At 70.2% G+C, this 17,645-nt stretch carries 18 protein-coding genes and 1 tRNA gene; 9 read left to right on the forward strand and 10 right to left on the reverse strand.

The features are described from left to right. Positions 1 to 6: 6 nt before the first annotated feature. From K4B79_RS18060 to K4B79_RS18085, 6 genes are all read right to left on the reverse strand, one after another. The gene (locus tag K4B79_RS18060; protein WP_232027733.1) at positions 7 to 195 is read right to left on the reverse strand and encodes a mobile element transfer protein; all 189 of its coding nucleotides are present in this window, start codon (positions 193 to 195) and stop codon (positions 7 to 9) included. Between the two features lie 18 nt (positions 196 to 213). Then, on the reverse strand, positions 214 to 870 hold the full coding sequence (locus tag K4B79_RS18065) for a DUF2637 domain-containing protein (protein WP_232027735.1): 657 nt from the start codon (positions 868 to 870) through the stop codon (positions 214 to 216). Between the two features lie 77 nt (positions 871 to 947). Beyond that, the gene (locus tag K4B79_RS18070; RefSeq protein WP_232027737.1) at positions 948 to 1,127 is read right to left on the reverse strand and encodes a pRL2-8; all 180 of its coding nucleotides are present in this window, start codon (positions 1,125 to 1,127) and stop codon (positions 948 to 950) included. Positions 1,128 to 1,158: 31 nt separating this feature from the next. After that, positions 1,159 to 1,329, reverse strand: coding sequence for a hypothetical protein (locus K4B79_RS18075; protein ID WP_232027738.1), 171 nt, complete (start codon positions 1,327 to 1,329; stop codon positions 1,159 to 1,161). Positions 1,330 to 1,334: 5 nt separating this feature from the next. Next, the gene (locus K4B79_RS18080) at positions 1,335 to 2,654 is read right to left on the reverse strand and encodes an FtsK/SpoIIIE domain-containing protein (RefSeq protein WP_232027740.1); all 1,320 of its coding nucleotides are present in this window, start codon (positions 2,652 to 2,654) and stop codon (positions 1,335 to 1,337) included. A 2-nt stretch (positions 2,655 to 2,656) separates the two neighbouring features. After that, on the reverse strand, positions 2,657 to 2,983 hold the full coding sequence (locus tag K4B79_RS18085; protein WP_232027742.1) for an SCO3933 family regulatory protein: 327 nt from the start codon (positions 2,981 to 2,983) through the stop codon (positions 2,657 to 2,659). A 131-nt stretch (positions 2,984 to 3,114) separates the two neighbouring features. On the opposite strand from K4B79_RS18085, the gene K4B79_RS18090 reads away from it, so the two are divergent. Together K4B79_RS18090 and K4B79_RS18095 are read left to right on the forward strand one after the other, a co-directional pair. Then, positions 3,115 to 3,888, forward strand: a complete 774-nt coding sequence (locus K4B79_RS18090; RefSeq protein ID WP_232027744.1) for a GntR family transcriptional regulator — start codon at positions 3,115 to 3,117, stop codon at positions 3,886 to 3,888. A gap of 13 nt (positions 3,889 to 3,901) precedes the next feature. Next, positions 3,902 to 4,414, forward strand: a complete 513-nt coding sequence (locus K4B79_RS18095; RefSeq protein WP_232027747.1) for a GNAT family N-acetyltransferase — start codon at positions 3,902 to 3,904, stop codon at positions 4,412 to 4,414. A 1,418-nt stretch (positions 4,415 to 5,832) separates the two neighbouring features. On the opposite strand, the gene K4B79_RS18100 is transcribed toward K4B79_RS18095, so the two are convergent. After that, a tRNA-Ser gene (locus K4B79_RS18100) sits at positions 5,833 to 5,919 on the reverse strand. 144 nt (positions 5,920 to 6,063) lie between these two features. Here K4B79_RS18100 and K4B79_RS18105 point away from each other — a divergent pair. Beyond that, positions 6,064 to 6,405, forward strand: a complete 342-nt coding sequence (locus K4B79_RS18105) for a hypothetical protein (protein WP_232027748.1) — start codon at positions 6,064 to 6,066, stop codon at positions 6,403 to 6,405. A gap of 24 nt (positions 6,406 to 6,429) precedes the next feature. Here K4B79_RS18105 and K4B79_RS18110 read toward each other — a convergent pair whose 3' ends face one another. Then, positions 6,430 to 7,938 carry a S1C family serine protease gene (locus tag K4B79_RS18110; protein ID WP_232027750.1) on the reverse strand — a complete coding sequence of 503 codons (1,509 nt, stop codon included), beginning with the start codon at positions 7,936 to 7,938 and terminating at the stop codon, positions 6,430 to 6,432. A 279-nt stretch (positions 7,939 to 8,217) separates the two neighbouring features. On the opposite strand from K4B79_RS18110, the gene K4B79_RS18115 reads away from it, so the two are divergent. The 3 genes from K4B79_RS18115 to K4B79_RS18125 all read left to right on the forward strand — a co-directional run bounded on the left by K4B79_RS18115 (position 8,218) and on the right by K4B79_RS18125 (position 11,058). Continuing rightward, positions 8,218 to 9,045 carry a glycerophosphodiester phosphodiesterase gene (locus tag K4B79_RS18115; RefSeq protein ID WP_232027752.1) on the forward strand — a complete coding sequence of 276 codons (828 nt, stop codon included), beginning with the start codon at positions 8,218 to 8,220 and terminating at the stop codon, positions 9,043 to 9,045. Between the two features lie 239 nt (positions 9,046 to 9,284). Further along, a complete protein-coding gene (locus K4B79_RS18120) occupies positions 9,285 to 9,923 on the forward strand; it encodes an ATP-binding protein (RefSeq protein ID WP_232027754.1) in 639 nt (212 codons plus the stop codon). A 169-nt stretch (positions 9,924 to 10,092) separates the two neighbouring features. After that, entirely contained in the window at positions 10,093 to 11,058 is a 966-nt protein-coding gene (locus tag K4B79_RS18125) for a DUF5926 family protein (protein ID WP_232027756.1), read from the forward strand. 267 nt (positions 11,059 to 11,325) lie between these two features. Here K4B79_RS18125 and K4B79_RS18130 read toward each other — a convergent pair whose 3' ends face one another. Together K4B79_RS18130 and K4B79_RS18135 are read right to left on the reverse strand one after the other, a co-directional pair. Next, positions 11,326 to 11,946 carry a hypothetical protein gene (locus tag K4B79_RS18130; protein ID WP_232027758.1) on the reverse strand — a complete coding sequence of 207 codons (621 nt, stop codon included), beginning with the start codon at positions 11,944 to 11,946 and terminating at the stop codon, positions 11,326 to 11,328. 54 nt (positions 11,947 to 12,000) lie between these two features. After that, positions 12,001 to 12,666: a bifunctional DNA primase/polymerase gene (locus K4B79_RS18135; RefSeq protein ID WP_232027760.1), complete on the reverse strand. Its 666-nt coding sequence runs from the start codon at positions 12,664 to 12,666 to the stop codon at positions 12,001 to 12,003. A gap of 493 nt (positions 12,667 to 13,159) precedes the next feature. Between K4B79_RS18135 and K4B79_RS18140 the strand changes: the two genes are divergently transcribed. From K4B79_RS18140 to pdxR, 3 genes are all read left to right on the forward strand, one after another. Then, a complete protein-coding gene (locus K4B79_RS18140) occupies positions 13,160 to 14,671 on the forward strand; it encodes a PP2C family protein-serine/threonine phosphatase (RefSeq protein ID WP_232028331.1) in 1,512 nt (503 codons plus the stop codon). Positions 14,672 to 14,765: 94 nt separating this feature from the next. Beyond that, positions 14,766 to 16,235: an aminopeptidase P family protein gene (locus K4B79_RS18145; protein ID WP_232027761.1), complete on the forward strand. Its 1,470-nt coding sequence runs from the start codon at positions 14,766 to 14,768 to the stop codon at positions 16,233 to 16,235. A 61-nt stretch (positions 16,236 to 16,296) separates the two neighbouring features. Then, positions 16,297 to 17,643, forward strand: a complete 1,347-nt coding sequence (gene pdxR / locus K4B79_RS18150) for a MocR-like pyridoxine biosynthesis transcription factor PdxR (RefSeq protein ID WP_232027762.1) — start codon at positions 16,297 to 16,299, stop codon at positions 17,641 to 17,643. Positions 17,644 to 17,645: the final 2 nt, after the last annotated feature.

The following is a 17,645-nucleotide window of genomic DNA, read 5'->3' on the forward strand; positions in this document are numbered from 1 at the left end:
GGCCTCCTAGGCCTTGCAGCGGTGGGTGTTGGCGGCGAGTTCGGCGGCAGAGCGGTCGGTGTAGTCGGCGGAGAAGCCACAGCCGGGGGCAGTGCACGCGGCGGCGTGCTTGTCGCGGCCACGGCCGTCGTAGTAGGTGGCGACCTCAACGGGGCCGATACGGCGCCGGTCGCGGAAGCGGCGGTAGGCGGTCACGGTGAACTTCCCTTCTTCTCAGGCGAGTTGGAGTTGCTTGGCGATCGCGGCAGTCATGGGCGCGGGCAGTTGGAGGCGGGCGGACAGGGCAGTAGCGGGCATCGGCGATCCGGTCTCGGCCCGATGGGCGTCAGCGATCTTCCGGGCGTGATCCAGCAGCGCGGCGGGTACCGCAGGCACCTCGGCCGTCACCGGTTCAGGTGCAGGGGATAGCTCCGGCACCGCCTCAGCCGTCGGGGTGGGGGCGTCGGCGCGGTGCGTCTCGACTTCCGGCGCGGCCGGGACATCCACAGGCTCTGCGGAAACGGCCGGCACGTCGGGCGAGTGGACCAGGAGAGTGCCGCCGAGGAAGGCAAGCGCAGGCCAGCCAGCCACGAGAATCCGCAGCCAGGCAGGCACATGCTCCAGGTCGAGAAGTCCGGCGGTGGCGACGTTGGCGCCGAGCGAGGCGCAGAGCGCGATCGCGAACCAGGTCCACGCGGAGCGGTCCCGGCGAGCGCTACGCAGCCGACGCCACGCGGCGACCAACAGCAAGTCGACCGAGACCGGGTAGGCCCAGGCCTTCCACCCCGACTGTCCGGCCGCGTATGCGAGATCGTGGAGGTGGGCGAAGGACAGGGCGCCAGCGATAACGGCCTGGATCAAGACGGCATCTGGGCGAAGTACGCGGTTCATGATCTGTACCTCCCTTCACAGGGGGTCGGGCCAGGAACGGGCGGGAACCGGTGTCCGGTCGCCCGGCCCCGGCGCGGTCAGTGGCGGTTGAAGCCGGGGCAGCCGTTGACCATGTGGTCCACGCACTGCGGGCAGTCCCCGCGCAGGCCCCGGTGCACCGTGCGGTCGTAGGCGTGCCTCCAGCACTGCGGGCACTCGCCCTGGGGCGTGGACGCGGACGGTGCAGCGGTACGCGGCGACTTTCCGAACAGACCCATCACGGGCTCCTCTCTTGTGAGCAGCGGCTGTTCAGTCCTGAAGCGCTTCGCCGGAGCCGAGGCAGGTCAGGCAGATGCCGGTCTGCTGTCCGACCGCGCGGCGCTTGCGCCCGACATAGACGGCGCGGGAGACCTCGCCGGAGCCCTTGCAGGTCGGGCACTTCGCCGGTCCGGCGGTCGCGGGTGTCTTGGATGCCGCCATGGCGATCACTTGACCAGCGACGGAGCGTCGGCAGGCGAGGCGGGAACGTGGGGCCGGAACGGTGCGAGGAACGGCAGATCCGGCACCAGATACTCGAAGTCCCGGCAGATGTCGGCGACTTCTTCGCGGGAGACCTGCGGGGTGCGGATCCGGCACCAGCCGCCGCCCGCATCGGTGGCCACGGCCGTGCCGGGCCGGTTCGCGGGGATCACACACGCGGCAGGGACGGCAGTCGGGGCCACGTCCTTCAGCCCCATCTCCGCGGTTTCCTTGTCGTTGACCCGGTGCACCACCCGGCCCGTGAGCTGGGCACGGAGCATGGTGGCGCCCTTGCCCAGGTCGGAGCCGAAGCGCTGCCCGCAGATCTCCAGGTAGATGCCGACCGCACGGGCCATCTGCGCCAGCCGGATCAGCGCCGTGACGATCCGCGTGCGCCGCTCCTCATCCTCCTTGCGGGAGATCAGGAACAGTTCGGCGATCTCATCCACCAGCACCACGACCGGGGCCGGACGCAGGTCCTCGGGAAGTTCCCAGATGTCCGAGACGCCGTACAGGTGCAGCAGGTCAAAGCGGTCTTCCATCTCCGTGACCAGCACATCGGCCAGCGAGGCGGCATCATCCGGAGTCGTCGCCAGGGCCGACAGCCGCGGCGCGAACGCGGACTGTTCCACCCCGCGCTTGCAGTCCATCCCCACCAGCGCGACCGGCAGTTGAGCCAGCCCCTTGATCAGGTTGCGCTGATACATGGACTTGCCTGAGCTGTTCGCACCCAGCGTGAGCCCCATCGGCGCCTTGAGGTAGTCCCGCTCGAACGCGGTCCCGTCATCGCGCAGCGCGACCGGCACGGCCATCCCATGCGGCTGTGCCTTGCGCGGCATCCGCACCCGACGCAGCACGTCGTAGCCGGTCATCCGCAGTTCCACGAACCCCGGCTTGGTCACCACGACCCGTATCGCGTGCACACCCCAGGCATGCCGTAACCGCTCCGTGGAGGCGATCACGTCGGCAGGCTCCAGACCGGCCGGAAGGCGAAGCGTCACCCGCAGTCCGGTCGAGGTGCCCCGCACCCGGCGGATCTTCGGTGCGACCGGCTGCACCTCGCGACGGGCCACGTTGCGTGCCATGAACGCCCGCAGGCCGGACGGCTGGACCGTCAGACCGCACACGTCCATCGTCGAGCGGTAGGAGAACGTGAACCGGCACCACGTCGCGGGCAGGCCGACCAGCGACCAGTACACGCGCGGCGCACGGTACTTCGCATAACCGAGGCCACCGGCCCCCGCTACGGCCCCCGTGGCCTCCAGCCACATCGTCAGGTCGGCCATGATCAGGCCGCCGGGGTGATCGCGACGGCACTGAACGAGATACCCGAGCGCTTCTCGCCCTTGATCACGTTCTCCCAGTCCCGAGCCTTCAGGCCGATGACCTTGACCGGCATGCCCGGGGCCAGAGCCTCCGGGTAGCCGTTCTCCGGGATCGAGACCTTGAGGAGGTTGCCCTCCCCCTCGTCCGAGACCAGCAGGCCCACGGTCGACATGGGCTTGCCCTCCTGGTTCACGGCCCGCTCGCCGGTCTGGAAGTTCTTCACCTTGGGTTCCGGCGCAGTGGCCACGAACACCAACGCAGTCGAAGTGTCGATCTTGAAGGACGGCATGCGTCACTCCTTGGTCGTGGCACACCTCCGGTGCGCCAACTGGCTTGAGCCACTTACTGGCTTAAGCCAGTTGAGCACATGGAGGCGTTCGGGTCAACAAGGTGGCTTGAGCCAGTTGCTATGCTGCCGACATGACGTCCGCCCGCCCCTCGACCCCGCAGCCGCCCAGCCGACGTATCGCCGAAGACCTCCGACGTCAGATCGAGTCCGGAGAACGCAGCCCCGGCGACAAGCTGCCGTCGGAGCGCGCGCTAGCCGAGGCGTATGGGGCAGCTCGAAACACCGCTCGCGAGGCCATCCGGATACTCGCCGAGCAGGGACTAGTCACTGCGAAGCACGGCAGCGGAGTCTTTGTCCGCGAACCCCAGAGGCTGTTCCGCTTCGGCAGCGATCGCTACTCGCTCAAGAACCGTGAGACGGGGCTGACGCCTTTCCGGCTGGAGGCCAAGAAGCAGGGCAAGGTGGCGAGGATCGAGGTTCCGTCCATCGCTCGCGAGAAGCCGCCGGTCGACGTCGCCGAACGTCTGAAGGTGCCTGCGGATGAAGAGAGCGTGGTTCACCGCGAGAACCACTACTTCGCAGATGACGAGCCTGTCCAGATCGTTTCCACGTACCTGCGCTGGGATGAGGCTCAGGGGACGTTGCTCATGCAGCCGAAGACTGGCAAGGACGGCATCTACGGTCGCCTAGAGGAGCTCGGGCATGTCATGACGCGCGTGCGCGACGAGATCAGCGCACGGATGCCCACACCTGAGGAGGCGGCGACCCTCGAACTCTTGCCGGGCGTTCCGGTTCTAGAAGTGCTGCACACGAGCCTGGACCAGGACGGTATCCCCTTCGAAGTCTCCCGGTACGTGCATCGAGCGGATCAAACCGGCCTGCTCTACGAACTGCCAGTCGAGTAACGAGGAGCTGCACGTGAAGCCTGCGATCGTCCGTCCCTTCGAAAACGCCGATCTGGCCGACGCGGCAGCGGCGTTGACTGAAGTGCACTCCACCGACGGGTATCCCGTGGAAGGTGTCGATCACCCCGAAGCCTGGTTGCGCTCGGATGACGTGATCGCTGCATGGGTGGGGGAAGTCGACGGTGCCATCGTTGGACACGTTGCAGTGATGCGCCCGCACGGAGAGGACGCGGTAGCGCTGTGGATGCAGCAGAGCGGCGACGAGGAAGCTCGAATCGCGGTGCTGGCCAGGTTGTTCGTCGTCAAAGCCGCCAGGAAGCATGCCGTCGGTGAACGCCTCATGCAGGCCGCTATGGACTACGGCCGTGAGCGTGGGATTCGCTTGGTCCTGGACGTGATGACGAAGGACACAGCCGCCATACGCCTCTATGAACGCCTCGGATGGCGCGAGATCGGCCGGACTCCACACCGCTACGGAAACGGCCAGACCATCGACGCGGTGTGCTTCGTCGCCCCGCAGGCCTGAGCTGTTACAGGTTTCTCTACCTCATCAAGGGCCCGCGCAAAGCGCGGGCTGGCCCCTTGGGCCTGGCCCTCTGCGCCTTCGGCGCCGGGCCTGGCCCCTGGGGCCGCAAGCATGTTACGGCCCAGACGGTAGAGCCCTAGACGGGCAGGCCACGGTCAAAACGATGCCTCCGGCGGGGGATCGGCCGGCACCGGGATGGAGGGGGCGCCGTACGCGACCGCGGGTTCGTAGTGGCGTGCGCGGTAGGGCTTCCATCCCGACCACCATCGACCCAGGCAGAGCCGAGCAGACGCGGCCCATGGCGTCCAGGTCGTTCGTACAGTGGCGCGCTCCACCTGGACGCCATGAACCACGCCCGCTCCACGGTGTGTGGGTCGACGGCGGACGGGATGGAAGCTGGGGTGAGTGGTGGGTTGCTGAAGGAGCGCATGGCGGTCCCAAGTTCAGTAGCCCACCACTGGACGCCTCAGCGGTGATGCCACCAGTAGAGCGCAAAGGTCGCGGCCCCGCTCAAACTGGCTTTCACGGCCGTGCGCATGAGCTCGTCCGAGGCAGAGCTCAAGAGCCTACGGAAGTGGCGACGGGCACCATATTCCACCAGGTGGGTGCGGATCTGGCGGGCTTCCCGGGATGTGCGTGCGGCTTTGCGTGCGGGTCGCTGACGGCGGCAGCGCCTACACTTTCGAGTGCTGGGAATGTCGACCTCCGACGGTTGGCATTTCTGACGGTGTTAGCGGCCTCCTGCGTAGGACCAGGGGGCCGCCGCCGTTACCGACGGAAGCCCAGGCCCTGCGTTAGGACCAGGGGCCGCCGTTTCCGGGGGCCATGGCCGCACAAACCATTCTGAGGCAGCGCACTGACACTGTGACGCCGTAAGCACCAAGCGCTCTGACCTGCGTATTTTTCCGTTTATCCACTGACGGCCAGTCAGTTTTGTCAAACTACGTTGATGGCCACACGCCCAATGCGTATCGAGCACGGTCGGACTCCCGTTGCCGACGAGATCATGCGAGACCAGATCCGGCGAGCGTCCAAGCACTCGGGCGACACGAGCGCCGGTTACCGCCTCCTCATTGCGACCATCCTTCGGGATGCTGCCGAGTCCGTCCTCCGCGAAGAGGTCATGGCGGCCCGAGAGGTGCACGACCTGACCTGGAAGGAGATCGGTGAGGCCTTGGGAGTCTCGGCCCAGGCTGCACATCACAAGTATGCGCAACCAGCAGAATCGTGATGATCGTGCTTGTCTACGTCCTCAGCGCGCAGATCCAGGCCCTACCGTCGCCCCCCGAGGACAACCTCTGACCGTGCCCTTGCCGTGCCCGAGCACCCGGGAACTGACGGGGAATCGCGGTGAGTAGCGGACAATACGCAAGAGAACGGCCCCCGACCGATTTGCCTGGTCAGGGGCCGTTCACGTGCGGTGGGTGTGGGATTTGAACCCACGGTGACATCGCTGCCACGACGGTTTTCAAGACCGTTTCCTTAGGCCGCTCGGACAACCCACCTCTGCCCCGGCCCACCAGGGGTGGAGCGGGTACAGCGTACCGGCCTCGTCGGCGGCGCGGGGGCCGGACCGGGCGGCGCGCTCTGAGGGCGCGCCGCCTGATCGATCCGCTGCCGTACGGGGCCGGTGCCAGTACGGTCGGTTCATGCCAGCCGACCTCGAACTGTTGACGACGCAGATACGTGATCTGCACAACGCATTCGACCTCGGCCAGTGGGAGCCGAGCCCCGTCGAGCATGCCTGTGCCGCCCGGATCCTGGAAGCCGTCGCCTCGCGTCCTCTCGATGACGCGATCGTCCACGCCCTGCGAGCGGCGCCTCCCGGGGGAACTCTGCCCGAGGACTCCTACTTCGCGTCCACTACGGTCTCCTGCGCCGTCTACTTCCGCCGCTCGGTGGCCCCGACAGCGGAGACCGGTCAACAGGTTCACCACAGCTTCCTCGACCTGCTGCGGAAGATCACAGGTGACCCGGCCGCTCCCCGCTGAAGGGCCCCGAGAGTTCCTTGGGGGTCAGCTGTCGCCGGTGCGGGAGGCGAGGGTGAGTTCCACGGTGCGGGTCTTGCCGTCGCGTTCGTAGGTGACGGTGACCTTGTCGCCGGGCTGGTGGGTCCAGATCTCGCCGATGAGGGTGGGGCCGGAGTCGATGACGCGGTCGTCGAGCTTGGTGATGACGTCGCCGGGCTTGAGGCCTGCCTTGGCGGCGGGGCCGCCGGCCTCGACCGGGTCGGTGCCGCTCGCGCCCTGCCGGCTGATCTGGGCACCGCCGGTGCCCTCCTCCAGGGAGACCGAGGCGCCGATCTTGGCGTAGACGGGCTTGCCGGTCTTGATCAGCTGCTGGGCGACGTACTTGGCCTGGTTGATCGGGATGGCGAAGCCGAGGCCGATCGAGCCGGACTGACTGGTGCCGCCCAGGCCGCCGTTGCTGCTGGACTGGATCGCCGAGTTGATGCCGATCACGTTGCCCTGGGCGTCGAGGAGGGGGCCTCCGGAGTTGCCCGGGTTGATCGAGGCGTCCGTCTGGAGGGCGCTCATGTAGGAGGCGGAGGCGTTCGAGCCGCTGCCGTCGCTGGAGGCCACGGGGCGGTTCTTCGCGCTGATGATGCCCGTCGTCACCGTGTTCGAGAGGCCGAAGGGGGCGCCGATCGCGATCGTGGAGTCGCCGACCGCCACCTTGTCGGAGTTGCCGAGGGTCAGCGGCTTGAGGTCGCTCGGGGCGTTCTTGAGCTTGATGACGGCGACGTCGTAGCCCTGTGCGTGGCCGACGACCTCGGCGTCGTACTTCTTGCCGCTCGGGAAGGTGGCCGTGAGCTTGCCACCGTCGACCGCGTCCGCGACCACGTGGTTGTTGGTGACGATGTGGCCCTGGGTGTCGAAGACGAAACCGGTGCCGGTGCCGCCCTCGCCGCTGCTGCTCTCGGCCTCGATCGTGACGGTGCTCGGCAGCGCCTTGGCGGCCACCCCGGCGACCGTGCCCGGGTCGCGCTTGACGGAACCGCCGCTGTCGGAGGCGGTGACGGTGGTCGAGGAGCCGTTCTCGTTGTTCTTGGCCAGGGTGTAGCCGAGGCCGCCGCCCAGGCCGCCCGCGACCAGCGCGGCCACCAGGATCCCGGCGACCAGTCCGCCACGCCCGCCGCGCGGCTTCGGCTCGGGCTGCTGATAGGCGGCGCCCCACACACCGGTGGTGCCTCCGGAGCCGCCGTCGGCGTACGACGGGGTGGCCGGAGGCGGCGGGGGCGGCCAGGCGCCCGCGCCCTCGGGGCCGGAGCCCTGGCCCTGGGGCGCGCCGCCGGAGCCCGCGGCGGCGTAGGCGGGCGCCTGGCCGGCGTGGACCCGGTGGTCCTGGTCCGGCCGCTGATCGTCGCCGGGGGTGCCGGACGGGGCCGGCGGGAGGGGAGTCATCGGGGCGTCCGAACCGGAAGCGGTGTGCTCCTGGGGCGCCGAAGCAGCAGGAGCATCCACCGGCACGGGGGGTGCGGACGGGGCCGGGGGTACCGCGGTGCCCTCGTTCTCGGTGCTCACAGCTTGTCTCCTCGATCCACGGCTGTTGTTGTCGGTCGCACTCGGTCACGCTCTTCCACGCTGTCGACTGTCACGCTGCCGACGCTCGTCGACGGTCCGGCGCGAATCAGCTGTGCATGCTTTTGTATGTCGTCAGCTTTTCCCATGGGCCGTCAGAGCACCATAAGCGGTGCCTGTGGGTCCACGACCATTCTTTATATAGGTCATCAAGGACATAGCGGATGCAACTTCGAGACCTCCGTCCGCACGCGTACCCGCGCGCGGTGGCACCATGACGCGGTGACCCACGCACGACAGCACCATCCACAGGTGGTCGCCCACCGCGGAGCCTCCGAGGACGCTCCCGAGCACACGCTGGCCGCGTACCGGAAGGCGATCGAGGACGGCGCCGACGCCCTCGAATGCGATGTACGCCTGACCGCGGACGGACATCTCGTCTGCGTCCACGACCGTCGCGTCAACCGTACGTCCAACGGCCGCGGAGCGGTCTCCGCGCTCGAGCTCGCCGACCTCGCCGCGCTGGACTTCGGCTCCTGGAAGACGCGGGACTCCTGGCGGACCCGGGACGAGGAACCGGACTGGGAGCACCGCCCGGAGGACCGGGAGGAGACCTCGGTCCTGACCCTGGAACGGCTGCTGGAGCTCGTCGCCGACGCCGGGCGCCGGGTGGAACTGGCCGTCGAGACCAAGCACCCCACGCGCTGGGCGGGACAGGTCGAGGAGCGGCTGCTGCTGCTCCTGAAGCGGTTCGGGCTCGACGCCCCGGCCTCGGCCGCCGAGTCGCCGGTGCGGATCATGAGCTTCTCGGCGCGTTCGCTGCACCGGGTGCGGGCGGCCTCGCCGACGCTGCCGACGGTCTATCTGATGCAGTTCGTCTCGCCCCGGCTGCGCGACGGGCGGCTGCCCACGGGGGTCGGGATCGCGGGGCCCTCGATCCGGATCGTGCGCAACCATCCCGCGTACATCGAGCGCCTGAAGGGGGCCGGTCACCAGGTCCACGTCTGGACGGTGAACGAGCCGGAGGACGTCGACCTCTGTCTCGACCTGGGCGTCGACGCCATCATCACCAACCGCCCGCGCGCGGTGCTGGACCGCCTGGGCCGCTGAGCCGCGATGCGTCGACACCGGCACGTCTCCCCACAAGGACGCAGTGGCCGATGACACAGCGGCCGATAAAGGCACCTTTGTCGCCGATCGATAAAGAGCCGACTGGTAAAGACCTGTGAAGAACTCTTGACCCATCCGTCCCTTTGACGACATTCTCCAGCATCGGCACACCGTCGAAATCCAGCCAGGCGGTTACGGGGAGTGCTCCGGCGCGTTCGGTCCGTATTCGATCGGGACGAATGCGTCGGCGGAGGTCGATCGACCGGTTTCCGGTACAGGCCAATGGGGCATCCACACCGTGGCGTGGGGCGAAGGAGGTCTCGGGGGTGGCGTTGGTGGTGGCACAGGAGGTGCCCACGTCGTCGAGCATGGCCGTACCCCATGGCCCTGCGGGCGTGGGCAAGGCAAGACACCGTATGCGGACGCAGTTGCGCCGTGGCGGTGTGTCGGAATCGGTCATCGACGACGCCGTGCTGATTCTGTCCGAACTGTTGAGCAACGCGTGCAAGCACGGTCGGCCGTTGGGCGACGCCCTGGCCGGGGACGGCGATGTGCGCGCCGCGTGGCGCGTGGACCAGGGCGGCAGGCTCACGGTCGAGGTGACGGACGGCGGTGGGCCCACCCGCCCGGCTCCGGCCACGCCCTCGGTCACCGCGCACGGCGGCCGCGGGCTGAACATCATCTCCGCGCTGGCCGACGACTGGGGCGTCAGGGACGACGCCCGGGGCGAGGTCACGGTGTGGGTGGTCGTCCACGAGGACGTTCATGATCCGGATGCCGGGCACCGCCGCGACGACTTCGCTACGCGCGTCACGGCGCCGTCGGTCTCCGCCCTGCCCGGCATGGACTTCGCGGACGCCTTCGACGACCTGGACTGAGACCGGCCCGCGCGAACCCGGCCCGCGTGAACCCGGGCCGCGCCACCCCGGGCCGGACCGTCCACAGGTCGGCGCGGCGGCCGCCGTTGTCCACAGGCCCCCTTCGGCCGACGCGCGAACGGCTAGGCTCGCGCCGTACGAGACGAGCCGTAACCGGGAGACACCCACCATGGCCAAGAAGCGACCCCAGACGAAGGCCAAGCGGCCTCAGCTCACGGACGGGGAGGTCCCGGTCGTCGGTGCGCGCGAGCCCTGCCCCTGCGGCAGCGGCCGCCGGTACAAGGCCTGCCACGGCCGGGCCGCCGCCCAGGCCGTGACCGAGCTGGTGCAGCGCCCCTTCGAGGGCCTGCCGGGCGAGGGCGACTGGGTGGCGCTGCGCGAGCTGGTGCCGGCCGCGACCGTCGAGCTGACGCTGAAGGGCGGTCTCCCCGAGGGCGTCCCGTCGGTCACGCTGGGCACGGTGCTGCCGATGGCCTGGCCCGCGCTGCGCCGCGACGACGGCTCGGTCCTGCTGGGCCTGCAGAACGACACGGCGTCGGGCGACATCAGCCGCGACCTCGCCGACACCCTCCAGCGCGCGCTGACCGCGCCCCCCGGCACCCCGGTGGAGAGCCGCCGCGCCCCCGCCGACGGTCCGCGGCTCCAGGATCTGCTCGATCCCGAAGGCGTGTTCGAGCCAGTTGTGCACGCGGGCTTCGAGTTCTGGGTCCCGGACGCGGAGAACGCCACACCGGAGGTGACCGCCTCCCTGGAGCGGGCCAACGCCGCGGCGATCCCGACCGTGCGCCTGACCGGTGTGGACGCGGCCTACTGGTGCGAGACGCCGGAGAAGAACCACCTGCGCTGGGTCATGCCGCACCCCGAGGAACAGCTTCTGGACGCCCTCGCGCGACTGCACGTGGCGGGCCGTTCGAATCTGGGTGACGGCACGCGTCTGGTGGGTTCCTTCCGCGCTCACGGACTCACCGTCCCGGTCTGGGACCTGCCGAGCGAGATCACCGCGGAGGACATCGAGAAGCCGGCCGCGGAGTTCGCCGAGCGGCTCGCCGGCGCCCTCGCGAGCGACGCACCGCTGACCGCCGAGGAGCGTCGCGCGCGCGGCGGTCTGACCAACCGGCAGGTCACGCTCAGTTGACACAGCCGGTGCGGCTGACCGGTCGGTCAGCCGCACCGGAGCCTCGGTGGCACGTTGACTCCGATTCCAACTCCCGCTCGGGACAAGCCAGTCGGTGTCCGAATAGCCGAGGGGAAATCGAGATCGAATTTGCGAACAGCCGATCTCTTGTTACCGTTCCATTAGCCCGGTTGCTGGTGCATCCCCCGTCGCCAGCAACCGGGTCTTTGCGTGTCCGGGTTCCGCCCCGGGTTCTGTCCGGGTTTCTTTACGGAGCGGCGCCGAACGTCAACTGCCCGTAGGCGCCCCGGAGTTGCTCCCGGCGCGCAGCAGCAGCGGCCCCTCGCCGGGAGCCGCCGCGAACTCCGCGACCGCCGTGTACCCGTCCGGTCCCGCGAGGGTGCGTTCCCTGGGTGTCTCACAACTGCCCGGCTCGTCCTCGGGCCCCACGACGCAATGCATCTGCACGGTGCGGCCACCGGGGCCCATGAGACTCAGCACGGCATCCAGCGCGCCGCCCGTCACATTGCGGTAGTAGGTCCGCGCCCAGGTCTGCTCACCCTGCGTCAGGACACAGGTCTGCGCCTCGACACCGTCGGCGGAGGTGAGTTCGGGACCGCAGCGGGCGGCGGTGGCCAGACCGAGGCCGAGCAGACGAGTGGGGCCGCCGGCGGAGACGCCGGGCCCCTTGTGATCGTCGCGCGCGGAAGGCCGTAGAGAAGGCCCCGGAGAAAGCCGCGCAGAAGGCCGTACAGAAGGCTGTGCGGATGGCCGTACGGACGAGCGAACGGTGTCGGGCTCCGCCGGGCGGCGCCCCTCGTCACCCACCTGTCCCGCGGACGCCACGGCCAGCGGCAGCGCGACCGCGCACACCACGACGCCCGTGAGGGCGAGCAGACGAACGTTCATAGGCGGAAGATAACGACCGCGCGCGGGCGGCGGGTCCGCCCGCGCCCGACACCCCTACAACTCGGGTGCGCTCACACCCGTACGAGTGAGGGCCTCGACCACGGCGTCCACCACGGCCTCGACGTCCGGCACCCAGGGAGCGGCCGAACCGGGCAGCGGCGCGCGCTCCCAGCGGATCTCGCCGAGGCCGGTCTCGGACGGGGGCAGGGTGATGTACCCGCCCTCGCCGTGGAAGCGGAGGGAGCCGGGGACGAAGTCCTTGGCGTACAGCAGTTCGCCCAACTGCTCCATGGAGTACGGCTTCACCAGGATCGCCCAGCGGGTGGGCGAGGCGACGACCGGGCCGAGGCGCATGCCCTGGCGGTCGAGGACGCTGAGGGCGCGGGCCGCCGGCAGGGCCGGAAGGCTGACCGCGCAGGGGGCGGTATCCCCCGTGGCCAGCACGATCGGCGCGGCGGGCCGGTTGGTCCACCACCAGCGCACCATGCGCGCGTCGGTGGTGGCCGCGAGGAGACCGGGGTCGAAGGGGTGGGCACCGGGGACCGTGCACTCCGGGTCGGGGCAGCCGCAGCGGGCCCGGCCCTCTGGGTCCGGAGCCACACCGGGGAGTACGGGCCACTGCCATTCCGTGGCGAAGGTCAGGGCCGCGCTGATCAACTCAGGCCTCCCGTCGCTGCGCTGGGACAGGAGCCTGCGTCGCCTTCCGAGGATCTCGCGCATGAGCGCTCGTTCCTTTCCGTTGCACCGCTGGCAACACCGTGGACCACATCACACCATGTGTCGATCACTTCACTGTGCGTACCTGTTGGCGCATCACACCCCTGTCGGAGACAAGGGGAACCCCTATGGGCCGAACACGGGCTGCGCCGTGGCAGCCGCGCCCATACTGCGGTCTATCAAAAGCATGAGCCTGGCGCGGGGGTGGCGAAGTCTGGCGTTTGCCGTCACGCGTATTTCTCTTCGCCTCCGCCACGGGAGGATGGGGCTCGGTCGTCGGTGGCTAAGACGCCCGGGTCCGTCGCCAGGTTCCCGGGTGATTCCCAACCACCCCTGGCCTTCTCCGAGTACGTACCCATCACGACCGCTGTGACGCTCTGTGGAGCAAGGCCAGTCGACCGCAATAAGCCCTTGCCTGAGGCAGTTTTAGGCCAACTTCGTTTTTTGGCAAGTGGTGCACCACCGTCCCATGGACACCAGGAATCCCGGCAGGACAATGCTGGACATCCCCTCACGAGTGCGTGTACATGTGGAGACACTGCTAGCGGCGCAGAATGACATGGGGGTTTGCGATGCTTTTGAGCAATACGCACCGGTCGGAAAGCCGGACGCCATGAACGCCCCTCACCCTCCGAAAGTGGCTGGAATCGATTCAACGGTTCCCGCTCCCGCACACACTGTCGCGCCCGCGCCAGCCGCCTCGGGCACCTCAGCGGTGCTCGCACCGAACGCACCGGGCGCCCTGCTCCAGGACCGTCTCGCCGGCTGGGTCTCGGACCTCACGACCCTGCACGAACTCACCGAACGCCTGGCCCGCACGGACGTACTCGCCGACGCCCTCCAGGAGGTGCTGCGCGCCGGAGCCGCCCTGGTGGGCGCCCGCCGCGGCCTCGTCGTCCTGGAACCCGGCGACGGCCTCGGCCCCGACACCACCATCGGCCTCGGCCTCGCCCGCGCCGACCTCGGGCACATCGAGACCGTGCCGCGCAGCGCGATGCCGTACGGCAGGATCCTCGACGGCCTGCCGGGCGGCGACGGTGAGATCGCCGAGCCCGACCTGCTCTCCGAGGACGGCCTCGACCCCCGGCACCGCGAGGTGGCCGCCCGCCTCGGCTACGCCGCCTGCTACGCGCTCCCCCTGACCACCGAGGACCCCTGCCGGCTCGGCGCCGCCGTCTGGCTCTACGACGAGCCCGCCGAGCCGAGCGAGCGGCAGCGCCACCTCGTCGGGCTGTACGCCCGCTACGCCGGCGAGCACCTGGCCCGGCTCGTCGAGGTGGAGCGCACGCGCGCGTGCATGGCGACCATGACCGAGGAGCTGCTGCCGTCCCGGCTCCCGCGCGTGGCCGGCATGCGGCTGACCGCCCGGCACCGCACCTGCGCCCGGGGCGGCGGCGACTGGTACGACGCGCTGCCGCTGCCGGACGCCGCCCTGGGGCTCGCGGTGGGCTCCGTGACGGGGTCCGGGCCCAGCGCGATCGCCGCGATGGGACGGCTCAGAGCCTCCCTCAGGGCGTACGCCGTGATGGAGGGCGAGGACCCGGTCGCCGTCCTGTCCGACCTGGAGCTGCTGCTCAGGCTCACCGAGCCGGCCCGCTCGGCCACCGCGCTGTTCGCCTACTGCGAACCCGCGCTGCGCAAGATCACGCTGGCCGGTGCCGGGCACAGCCCGCCACTGCTGATCGGCGAGCGGCGCACGGAGTTCGTGGAGACGTCCGTGTCCGCGCCGCTCGGGATGCTCGCCTGCTGGGAGGCGCCGAGCGTGGAGCTCCAGGTGGAGGCGGGGGAGACGGTTCTGCTGTACACCGACGGGCTGCTGCACCGCACCGGCGACCCCACGGACCGCGCCTTCGCCCGCCTGCACGCGGCGGCGGCCGGTGTGCCGAAGGCCCAGCGCGCCGACCCCGACGCCGTCGCCGACCACGTGCTGCGGACCGTGCTGCCGGACGGGCTGGACTCGGCGGACTCCGAGGAGGACGTGGTGCTGCTCGTCGCTCACTTCGAGTAGCGGCCCGCACCCGCCCCGGTAACAGGTCCAACGGCCCTGGGCCCCCTTCTGTACGACCGTACGATGGACGGGGTCCAGTGCCGTATCTAGGAGGATGACCGTGGCGGAGGAGCTCACCCCGGAGACCCCGGAGACCGAGTCCGAAGAGCCGATCAAGCAGCGGAAGAACGGACTGTATCCGGGCGTGTCCGACGAGCTGGCGGAGAACATGCAGTCCGGCTGGGCCGACACCGAGCTGCGCGGCCTGGAGCCGGTTCCCCAGGCCGCCGAGACCGCCGCGCGCCGCGCCGCGCTGTCGGCGCGGTTCCCGGGCGAGCGTCTGGTGATCCCCGCGGGCAACCTGAAGACCCGCTCGAACGACACGGAGTACGCGTTCCGGGCGTCGGTCGAGTACGCGTACCTGACCGGCAACCAGACCGAGGACGGCGTGCTCGTGCTGGAGCCGGCCGCCGCCGGCGGCCACACCGCCACGCTGTACCTGCTGCCGCGCTCCGACCGGGAGAACGGCGAGTTCTGGCTGTCCGGCCAGGGCGAGCTGTGGGTAGGCCGACGCCACTCGCTGACCGAGGCGTCGACCCTCTACGGCGTCCCGGTGTCGGACGTGCGCGAACTCACCGACAAGCTGCGCGAGGCCACCGGTCCGGTCCGGGTCGTCCGCGGGTACGACGCCGGCATCGAGGCCGCGCTCACCGACAAGGTCACCGCCGAGCGCGACGAGGAGCTGCGGGTCTTCCTCTCCGAGGCGCGGCTGATCAAGGACGCGTTCGAGATCGGGGAACTGCAGAAGGCGGTCGACTCGACCGTGCGCGGCTTCGAGGACGTGGTGAAGGTCCTCGACAAGGCCGAGGCCACCTCGGAGCGGTACATCGAGGGCACGTTCTTCCTCCGCGCGCGCGTGGAGGGCAACGACGTGGGCTACGGCACGATCGCCGCGGCCGGGCCGCACGCGTGCACGCTGCACTGGGTGCGCAACGACGGGCCGGTGCGCTCCGGTGACCTGCTTCTCCTCGACGCGGGTGTCGAGACGCACACGTACTACACCGCCGACGTCACGCGGACTCTGCCGATCAACGGTCGTTTCAGCGACCTCCAGAAGAAGATCTACGACGCCGTGTACGACGCCCAGGAGGCCGGGATCGCGGCCGTGAAGCCCGGGGCGAAGTACCGGGACTTCCATGACGCGGCGCAGCGGGTGCTGACCGAGCGGCTCGTGGAGTGGGGGCTCGTCGAGGGGCCGGTCGAGCGGGTGCTCGAACTGGGGCTCCAGCGGCGCTGGACGCTGCACGGCACGGGCCACATGCTCGGCATGGACGTGCACGACTGCGCTGCCGCGCGGACCGAGGCGTACGTCGAGGGGGTGCTGGAGCCGGGGATGGTGCTGACCGTCGAGCCCGGGCTGTACTTCCAGGCCGATGATCTGACCGTGCCTGAGGAGTACCGGGGTATCGGGGTGCGGATCGAGGACGACATTCTGGTGACCTCGGACGGCAATCGGAACCTTAGCGCTGCGCTGCCTCGGCGGTCTGATGAGGTGGAGGCGTGGATGGCCTCGCTGACAGGCTGAGTCTCGGCTACGGGTAGTTCGTGGCTGGTCGCGCAGTTCCCCGCGCCCCTAGGGGGGTGCAGTGGACCTGCATCTAGAAGCCACCCCTGGCGAAGGGCGTCGTGCTGGGCTTGAGCGGGCTCTGCGCGATGCCGTTCGTGATGGGCGGTTGTCTCCTGGGGCTCGGTTGCCTGCCACCCGGCGGCTCGCGGAGGAGTTGGGGGTCTCGCGGGGGACCGTGAAGGCGGCCTACGACCAGTTGGTGGCCGAGGGGTATCTGACCGCCCGGCAGGGGGCGGGGACGCGGGTCGCCCAGCTGCCCGCCCCCGACGCCGAACCGCCGGGGGCATCCGCACGCGCGCGTGTGCCGCGTTTCGATCTGCGGCCCGGGAGTCCGGACGTGGGGGCGTTCCCGGCCGCCGCCTGGCTCAGGGCACTGCGGCGAGCGGTCGACGCCGTGCCGTCCGCCGCCTACGACTACGGCGATCCCCGGGGGCGCATGGAACTGCGGACCGCGCTGTCGGGGTACCTGGGGCGCGCCCGGGGGGTCGTCGCGCCGCCCGAGCGGATCGTCGTCACCTCCGGGTACGTGCAGGGGCTGGCGCTGCTCACGCGGGTGCTGGGCGGGGCCGAGATCGCCATGGAGGATCCCGGGCTGCCGTTCCACCGGGAGGTCGTGCGGCGGGGCGGCGGGCGGGTGGTGCCCGCGCCGGTGGACGAAAGAGGCGTACGGGTCGAGGAGCTGGGGGACTCGGCGGCCGTCGTCGTCACGCCCGCCCACCAGTACCCGACCGGTGTGACGCTCCATCCCTCGCGGCGGCGGGCGCTGACCGACTGGGCACGCGCGCGTGGGGCCCTGGTCGTCGAGGACGACTACGACGGGGAGTTCCGCTACGACCGGCAGCCCGTGGGCGCGCTCCAGGGGATGGCGCCGGGGCAGGTCGTCTACATGGGGACGGCGTCCAAGACCCTCGGGCCCGCGCTGCGGCTCGGCTGGATGGTACTGCCGCCCGACCTGGTCGACGCGGTGGCCGACGCCAAGCTGCACAGCGACCACCACACCGAGTCCCTCGGCCAGTTGGCCCTCGCCGAGCTGATCGGCGGTCACGCCTACGACCGTCATGTGCGCGCGAGCCGGCTCAGGTACCGCGGGCGCCGGGACCGGCTCGTGGAACGGCTGGGGGCGCGACGGCGGGTGCGCGGGATCGCGGCCGGGCTGCACGCGCTGGTGGACGTCGAGGACGAGGCGGGGGTGCTGGAGCGGGCGGCGGCCGCGGGGCTCGCGGTGGGGCGGCTCGGGGAGCACTGGCACGTACCCGGCACCGAGGGGCGGCCGCAGGGGTTGGTCGTGGGGTACGGGACGCCACGGGAGGGGATGTACGCGGAGGCGTTGGAGGCACTGGGCGAGGTGTTGGACGCCGAGGTGTGAGG

Source organism: Streptomyces lincolnensis (assembly GCF_021173675.1).
Lineage (GTDB): Bacteria > Actinomycetota > Actinomycetes > Streptomycetales > Streptomycetaceae > Streptomyces > Streptomyces lincolnensis_B.